Origin of the sequence: Ruegeria sp., from assembly GCF_965199275.1 — a bacterium.
Lineage (GTDB): Bacteria > Pseudomonadota > Alphaproteobacteria > Rhodobacterales > Rhodobacteraceae > Ruegeria.
Window position 1 is genome coordinate 44,397 of sequence record NZ_CBDAQX010000027.1, and the last position, 7,064, is coordinate 51,460.

Sequence of the window (7,064 nt, forward strand, 5' to 3'; positions counted from 1 at the left end):
CGTCAGTTATGAGATGCCTGGACAACAACAGAAAACAAACGCGCATCAGCGCATATGTATTCGCGCAGGAGAAATGCCGCATGGATCTCAAAGAATTCTCCGGCCTGTGGGTCTGCTTTGGGCTGGATGCGGACTCCGCGACAATGAATGCGAACGGCCGCTCTGAGCCCAAAGCGGACGTTCTGCTTAAATACAGAAGAATGGTAACACTCCCGCCTCGACTACCGCCCCTGACATCTAGACTAAAAGAGTCTCTAGAGATTGAACCTCAGCCTGAAACCAAACACGAGAGGGTCATCTGTGTTGAAACCAGGGTTCTTGAGATACTGAACGTCAGCGGTTAGAGCTGTCTAGCCCCCGTGTTCTGGGCCATCTCGGACTAGAGTTTCGGGGACTGGTGGGCGCATGTTGAGGGCCTGATGCGGTCGGGTGTGGTTGTATTGCCTGAGCCAGCAATTGATCACGATCTGTGCCTGCTTGGTCGTTGTGAACCATTCGGAATTGAGAACCTCGCGGCGGAGCGTTCCATTGAACCTCTCGTTGTATCCGTTCTCCCAGGGAGAGCCCGGGTAGATCCGGATCGGGTTCACACCGACCTTCTCGAGCCAACTCTGGGTTGCCCGTGAAGAGAACTCTGGGCCGTTATCGCTTCGAACGAAATCAGGCTTTCCGTGGCGCAGGAACAGCCCGTAGAGAACCTCCAGCACATCTTCAGAACCCATGCGGGTCCGAACTTCTACTGCGAGCGCCTGGCGGGTGTATTCATCCAAAACCGTGAGCATCTTGTAGCTCCGCCCATTGCTCAGCTTGTCGTGAACGAAATCGACGCTCCAGACATGGTTAGGATGCGTCGGTCGGAGTCGAATGATCGAGCTGTCCTTGTGGTACAGGCGACGCTTCTTCTTGTGCCGCTGCGGGAGTTGCAGACCTTCCTCCCGCCACAGCCGTTCCACCTTCTTGTGATTGACACGCCAGCCCTCGACCCGAAGTAGCTGCGCCACCTTACGGTAGCCATACCGGCCATAGCTCTTGGCCAGACGGATCATGGCCAGTCGAAGAGCATCATCGTTCTTCTCTACGGCCTGGTATTGCATGGAGCTGCGTGCAAGGCCGACCACCTTGCAGGTGCGACGCTCTGATGTGCCGAGCTTCTGGCGAGCATGAATGTCAATCGGCATTGAATAATGACCCCCCATCGGCGTCCAAATTTGACCCCCCTTGGAGCTAAGAGGGGCGTTGAGGGGGTCGTGTTTAGGTTGATTCAGGAGGGGGTGGACAGCAGGTCAAACCGAAAAGAGAGCGTAGCTCGACTGAAGGTTTGACCTGCTGTCTGTTTTGAATTTATTCCCCGATTTCGAGGTTAGTCGCGGTGGTTAATTCGCCAGCTTTCGTTCCCGGTTTCGATGATATCGCAATGGTGTGTCAGTCGATCCAGGAGAGCAGTGGTCATTTTGGCATCTGTGAACACACTCGGCCATTCAGCAAATGCGAGGTTGGTTGTTAGCAGAATAGACGTTCGCTCGTACAGTTTGCTGATGAGATGGAAGAGTAATCGTCCACCAGACTCTGCGAACGGCAGATAACCGAGTTCGTCTATAATCACGAGGTCGACGCGGATCAGCTGCTCGCTGAGCCGCCCGGCGTTGCCTTCGCGATGTTCAGCCTCCAGCTTGTTCGCGAGATCCACAGCGCTGAAGAACCTGACCCGCCGGCGGTTATTGACCGCGTGGCCCCCGATCGCTGTTGCGAGATGCGTTTTGCCCGATCCGGTTCCACCGACCAGCACGCCATTCCTGGCCTGGTCCATAAAATCGCCGTCATGAAGATTGCGCACGACTTCCTCGTTGACGGGGCTGACCGTGAAGTCGAACTCAGGTAAGGACTTGCAGACCGGGAACTTTGCGGCACCCATCTGATACCGGATCGAGCGCGCAGTCTTTTCGGCCAGTTCGGCCGTGAGGAGTTCGGCCACGACCTGTTGGGGCCGCCAGTTGTTTTTGGCTGCGGCCTGCATCACTTCGTCAAAGCAGTTGACGATGCCTGGCAACTTCAGTTGACGGGCAAGTTCGAGAATTTCCTTACGCAGTTGCATGGGAGCCTCCAAGCCTGTCATAGCGAGCGCAATCCGCGATCGGTGCCATTTTCAGCTGCAGGTGGGCAGGCGGCTCAATCGCCTTTGGCGGCGGGGGATTGGTGCGCCGAGAGACAATGTTCAGGATCGCATCGGCCTTGCGCAGGCCAGATTTTAGAGCTTCTTCGCAGGCAGCCTCGACCACATCAATGTCGTGCTGGTAAGCAGCGAAAAGAATATCGGCAAGTTGCCGGTCTCCGTCGGATGTGCCCCGCAGATGGGTCCAGATCTGCGTCATTGCCGGTGGTAGGTCCCAGTCACGGAACGGTGCTCCATTGCGCAGAGCGCCAGGCTTGCGCTTGAGGACGGGCACATAGTGCCAAGGGTTGAAGATCGTTTTTCCTCGGCCGAAGCACCGTTCGTGCTCTCCGACAATCTCACCGTCTTGGCGCAGGACAATCCGCGTGGCGTAGACCTGCAACTGGACCTGACGTCCAACAGCTCTTGCCTCAACGCTGTATTTGTTTCTTTCGAAGTTGATCAGGCAGGTTCGGCTCACGGCGACCGTCTTTTCACGGAACCCGACGAAGGGCTTCTGCAGATGCGTCAGCAGCGGCTTTTCCTGCTGGAACTCCTCCCAGACCGTCACCTCCAGGTTTTCCGGATGCCGCAGTTCTTTTGCGCGTTTGATCGCGTCTTTTTGCAGCCGGGCATTCAATTCATCGAAGTCGGCCACCTCCAGACGCGGTGTAAAACTATAGGCGCGGCTCTCCTTGACCAGATTCTCAACCTGACCCTTCTCCCAACCGGCCGCGCGCGTACAGGCGATCGGGTTCACCAGATGATGAGAACACATCCGGGAGAATGCCTTGTTGAACTTTCTTTCCTTGCCCGACAGGATCGCATCGACGGCGGTCGTCATGTTATCGTAGATCCCGTTGATGCAGCCTCCACCAAAGAATTTGAAGGCCTCGTCGTGGGCATCAAAGACCATCTCCTGCGTCTCGCGCGGATAGGCAATGGAGAATGGCATGCGGCTATGGCAAAGTTTGAAATGGGCAACCTTCACGGTCGTGAGTGCACCGTCCATCAAAGCCGTCTCCACACTCCAGTCGAACTGGTACGCCTCCCCAGGATCAAAGATCAGCGGGATGAACGCCTGCGCCTGTTGTCGGCCGTGCGCAATGCGCCAATTCTTTGTGTAGCGTCGAACACTGTCATACCCGCCGCCAAAACCATCATCGGAGAGTTCCTTCCAGATTTTGGTCATCCGCTTGCGGTGTTTCTTCGGAAGCGCCTCGTTCTCCTCAAGCGTTTCATCCAGACGCGCGCGCCAAGGCCCGAGCACCGGGTATGGCTGCGATTTGCGCTCATATTTGAACTCCGTCACTCCCGATCGGATTATCTTTCGAACCGTTGCACGGCTCAAATTGAGCGAACGGCAAATTTCCTTGATGCTCTTTTTTTCGATCAGGTGTAAGCGACGCACTTTTCTAATAGTTTCCACGCAAATCATCCCGCTTGCCTCTCCATCGACTGCTCAATGAAAAGGATGTCTACAACCATAGGGAGGGGTCAAATTTGGACGCCGATTTCCCCGCTTAGGGGGTCAAAATTGCACGCTTTTCTACAGTCCTGGCCGGTGCAAGTATCGCAATGCTTAGAAATTGGTTGTACGCGACGCCTTTGGAGAACGGAGTCAGGGTTCTTCCCACAGTCTCACAGGATGCAGTCGGTTTGCAGGTTTCGATGCTTACTGGATCAAACAAATCGGCAGAGACAAAAAAGACAGAACCCTTCAAACCCAGGTTTAGGTTTTCATTCTCCTTCGGCGCGAGCAGTCTGGACAACAACGACGTACGATCTCCCAGTTCAACCGGCTCACAGCTAGACCTTGAACAGTTTGATACCTTTTCAAACCCGACCACAAGTTCCGTGGCGAGTTTCGAGTATTTCAGGTCTGATCGGCACGAGTTCTACGCGGTCCTAAATCCGTTAGAGGTACGAGACGAAGGCACTTTTTCAAACCCCGTTCGGTTTGACGGCACAGTATACCCGGCAAACACTACGACTGCGATGGATTACGTTATGAACGAAATTCGTGGCGGTTATCTGTACAACGTAGTCCCTGAAGGTCGGTTCGATTTGAAAATTGGCGGAGGTCTGACCTTTCAAAATACCTATGTGCGACTTGTTTCCGGAAATTTGGATCGAGAAGTCGAAAGCAACGACTTTGCGCCATACGCGAGCATCCATGCCAGCTATGAGCTGTCTGATCGGTTAGAATTTCAGTTGGGTGTCGACGGCACCTCGGTTGACTCTGTCGAGTTTCTAGATGCAGTCGCCTTGCTGAGCTACGAACTCACTCCACAATGGGATATTGGAGTAGGCGTTCAAAGCTTCAGCCGAAAGCTGGATGTGGCTGAACTGGAGAACAAATACGATGCCACCAGTGTCTTCTTGAATGTTGGGTATTCATTTTGAAAACTTGGAAGGAACCCAAATAGGCTGTTGAGGCTCAAACTACACATCTACCATTGCTCGGACGAATGATCGCGAATGCTGTTAGCGAAACTTTGCAAAGTCCGCTTTCTGCGCATCGCAGACCTTCGCGAGAATCCAAGGTTCCTTAGGGAGGCCCTTTGTGGGATTGAGCAATGCAAAGGGCCATAACCGCGACGACTAAGCCATAAACTGATTGAATTCGTCGCTAATGCAGACAAACGCGTAGCGCAAAACTATGGGCGAACTACGCAAACTTATGGGGTGCGCGAAGTGTTATGCGCAAACCTACAAGTTTTCAGAAATCCAGATTCTCCACGCTCAGGGCGTTTTGCTGAATGAACTCGCGGCGGGGTTCGACCACGTCTCCCATCAGTTTTGTGAACAGATCGTCGGCCTCGACCATGTCATCCACACGTACCTGCAACAGGGTGCGCGCGTCCGGGTCCAGCGTGGTTTCCCACAGCTGATCCGGGTTCATCTCGCCCAAGCCCTTGTAGCGCTGAAGCGACAGGCCCTTTTCGCCTTCTTCCAGAATGGCGCGCAAAAGGTCCAGCGGGCCGTGGATCGCCTGCATCCGGTCGCGGCGGACCAGCGTGGCGGGGGTGTTGTAGACCTCTTGCAGGCTTTGCGTGAAGCTGCCGGTCTTGCGCGCCTCGCCCGAGCGCAGCATGGGGCCGTCCAGTGTGCGGACCTCTTCAACGCCGCGCAGGATACGGGCTAGGCGGATGCCGTGATCCTGCGTGATACGGCCCTGCCAGCCGCGCTCGTATTCCAGCGCGATCAGGTCGAGACGGGCGGCAACCTTGTCGGCCACGCCTTGCAGGTCGGCATCGACGGCACCGGGCACAAAGGCTCCGGCCACAGCGGCCTGTTCCAGAATGTGGCGCGGGTAGTGGGTTGGGAAGGCATCCAGAACGCGTTTCAACTGGCGCGCTTCGTCGACGACGCGAGTCAGGTCCTGGCCGACGATTTCCTCGCCCGAGCCTAGCTTCAGAACAGCACCCTCTACCCCCTGATTGATCAGATAGTCATCCAGCGCGGCCTGGTCCTTCAGGTAAACCTCTGATTTACCACGTGAAACTTTGTAGAGCGGCGGCTGTGCGATGTAGAGGTATCCACCTTCAATCAATTCCGGCATCTGGCGGTAGAAGAAGGTCAGCAGCAGGGTTCGGATGTGCGCGCCATCGACATCCGCATCGGTCATGATGACGATCTTGTGGTAGCGCAGCTTTTCGATGTTGAACTCATCGCGGCCAATGCCGGTGCCCAACGCCATCACGAGGTTCCCGATTTCCTGAGACGACAGCATCCGGTCAAACCGCGCACGCTCGACATTCAGGATTTTCCCGCGCAAGGGCAGAACGGCCTGAGTCAGACGATCCCGGCCTGTTTGGGCGGAGCCGCCCGCCGAGTCACCCTCGACCAGGAAAACTTCGGTTTTGGACGGGTCTTTCTCGGAACAGTCCTTCAGCTTACCGGCCAGATAGTTCACGTCCATTGCCGTCTTGCGGCGTGTCAGTTCGCGCGCCTTGCGGGCGGCCTCACGTGCCAATGCGGCCTCGATGATCTTGCCGACGATCCCTTTGGCCTCATTGGGGTTTTCTTCGAACCACTCGGCCAGCTTTTCGTTCATCAAACCTTCAACCGCAGGGCGGACTTCGGACGAAACCAGTTTGTCCTTGGTCTGCGACGAGAATTTCGGGTCGGGCACTTTCACCGACAGCACACAGGTCAGGCCCTCGCGCGCGTCATCACCGGTAAAGCTGACCTTTTCCTTCTTCGCAATGCCGCTGGACTGCGCATAGTTGTTGATCGTCCGGGTCAGAGCGCCGCGGAAACCGGCCACGTGCGTGCCACCGTCCCGCTGAGGGATGTTGTTGGTGAAGGGCAGAACCGTCTCGTGGTAGCTATCGTTCCACCACATCGCGATTTCGACGCCGATATCGTCCCGCTCGCCCTTGATATAGATCGGCTCAGGCATGGCCGGGGTCTTGGACCGGTCGAGATATTTGACGAATTCCTTGACGCCGCCCTCATAGAACAGCTCGGTCTCCAGCCGTTCGGCAGGGCGTTCGTCGATCAGGATGATGCGCACGCCCGAGTTCAGGAAGGCGAGCTCACGCAGGCGTTTCTCCAGCGTCTCAAACGAGTATTCGAGGTTCGAGAATGTATCGGTCGAGGCCAAAAACCGCACTTCCGTCCCGGTGCGATCCCCGCAATCGCCGACAACCTTAAGGTGCTCGGCGGTTTCTCCACCTTCAAAGCGCGCCACGTGTTCCTTACCCGCGCGCCAGATGCGCAATTCCAGCCAATCGGACAGGGCGTTTACCACCGAAACGCCCACGCCGTGCAGACCGCCCGACACCTTGTACGAGTTGCTGTCGAACTTACCGCCCGCGTGCAGCTGGGTCATGATGACCTCGGCCGCCGAGACGCCCTCCTCGGGGTGAATATCGACCGGGATACCACGGCCATTGTCACTGACCGA

5 protein-coding genes are annotated in these 7,064 nt (G+C 56.2%); 1 reads left to right on the forward strand and 4 read right to left on the reverse strand.

The annotated features are described in order from the left end of the window. Positions 1-350: 350 nt before the first annotated feature. The 3 genes from ACOERD_RS27190 to istA all read right to left on the reverse strand — a co-directional run bounded on the left by ACOERD_RS27190 (position 351) and on the right by istA (position 3,587). Complete coding sequence (locus ACOERD_RS27190; RefSeq protein ID WP_419741087.1) at positions 351-1,178, reverse strand: IS3 family transposase; 828 nt, start codon at positions 1,176-1,178, stop codon at positions 351-353. 182 nt (positions 1,179-1,360) lie between these two features. Next, positions 1,361-2,092, reverse strand: a complete 732-nt coding sequence (gene istB, locus ACOERD_RS27195) for an IS21-like element helper ATPase IstB (protein WP_419737606.1) — start codon at positions 2,090-2,092, stop codon at positions 1,361-1,363. After that, positions 2,079-3,587, reverse strand: a complete 1,509-nt coding sequence (istA, locus tag ACOERD_RS27200) for an IS21 family transposase (RefSeq protein WP_419738436.1) — start codon at positions 3,585-3,587, stop codon at positions 2,079-2,081. Before istA ends, istB begins: the two co-directional genes overlap by 14 nt. A 572-nt stretch (positions 3,588-4,159) precedes the next feature. Here istA and ACOERD_RS27205 point away from each other — a divergent pair. Continuing rightward, positions 4,160-4,555, forward strand: coding sequence for a hypothetical protein (locus tag ACOERD_RS27205; RefSeq protein WP_419741088.1), 396 nt, complete (start codon positions 4,160-4,162; stop codon positions 4,553-4,555). A 316-nt stretch (positions 4,556-4,871) separates the two neighbouring features. On the opposite strand, the gene ACOERD_RS27210 is transcribed toward ACOERD_RS27205, so the two are convergent. Beyond that, a partial coding sequence (locus ACOERD_RS27210) for a DNA gyrase subunit B (protein ID WP_419741089.1) occupies positions 4,872-7,064 on the reverse strand: 2,193 nt, incomplete at its 5' end.

Bases quoted from the DNA above. Each gene is read 5' to 3' on its own strand.
- ACOERD_RS27205 (WP_419741088.1), top strand. From the start codon at position 4,160: ATGAACGAAATTCGTGGCGGTTATCTGTACAACGTAGTCCCTGAAGGT.
- istA (WP_419738436.1), bottom strand. From the start codon at position 3,587: ATGATTTGCGTGGAAACTATTAGAAAAGTGCGTCGCTTACACCTGATC.
- istB (WP_419737606.1), bottom strand. From the start codon at position 2,092: ATGCAACTGCGTAAGGAAATTCTCGAACTTGCCCGTCAACTGAAGTTG.
- ACOERD_RS27190 (WP_419741087.1), bottom strand. From the start codon at position 1,178: ATGCCGATTGACATTCATGCTCGCCAGAAGCTCGGCACATCAGAGCGT.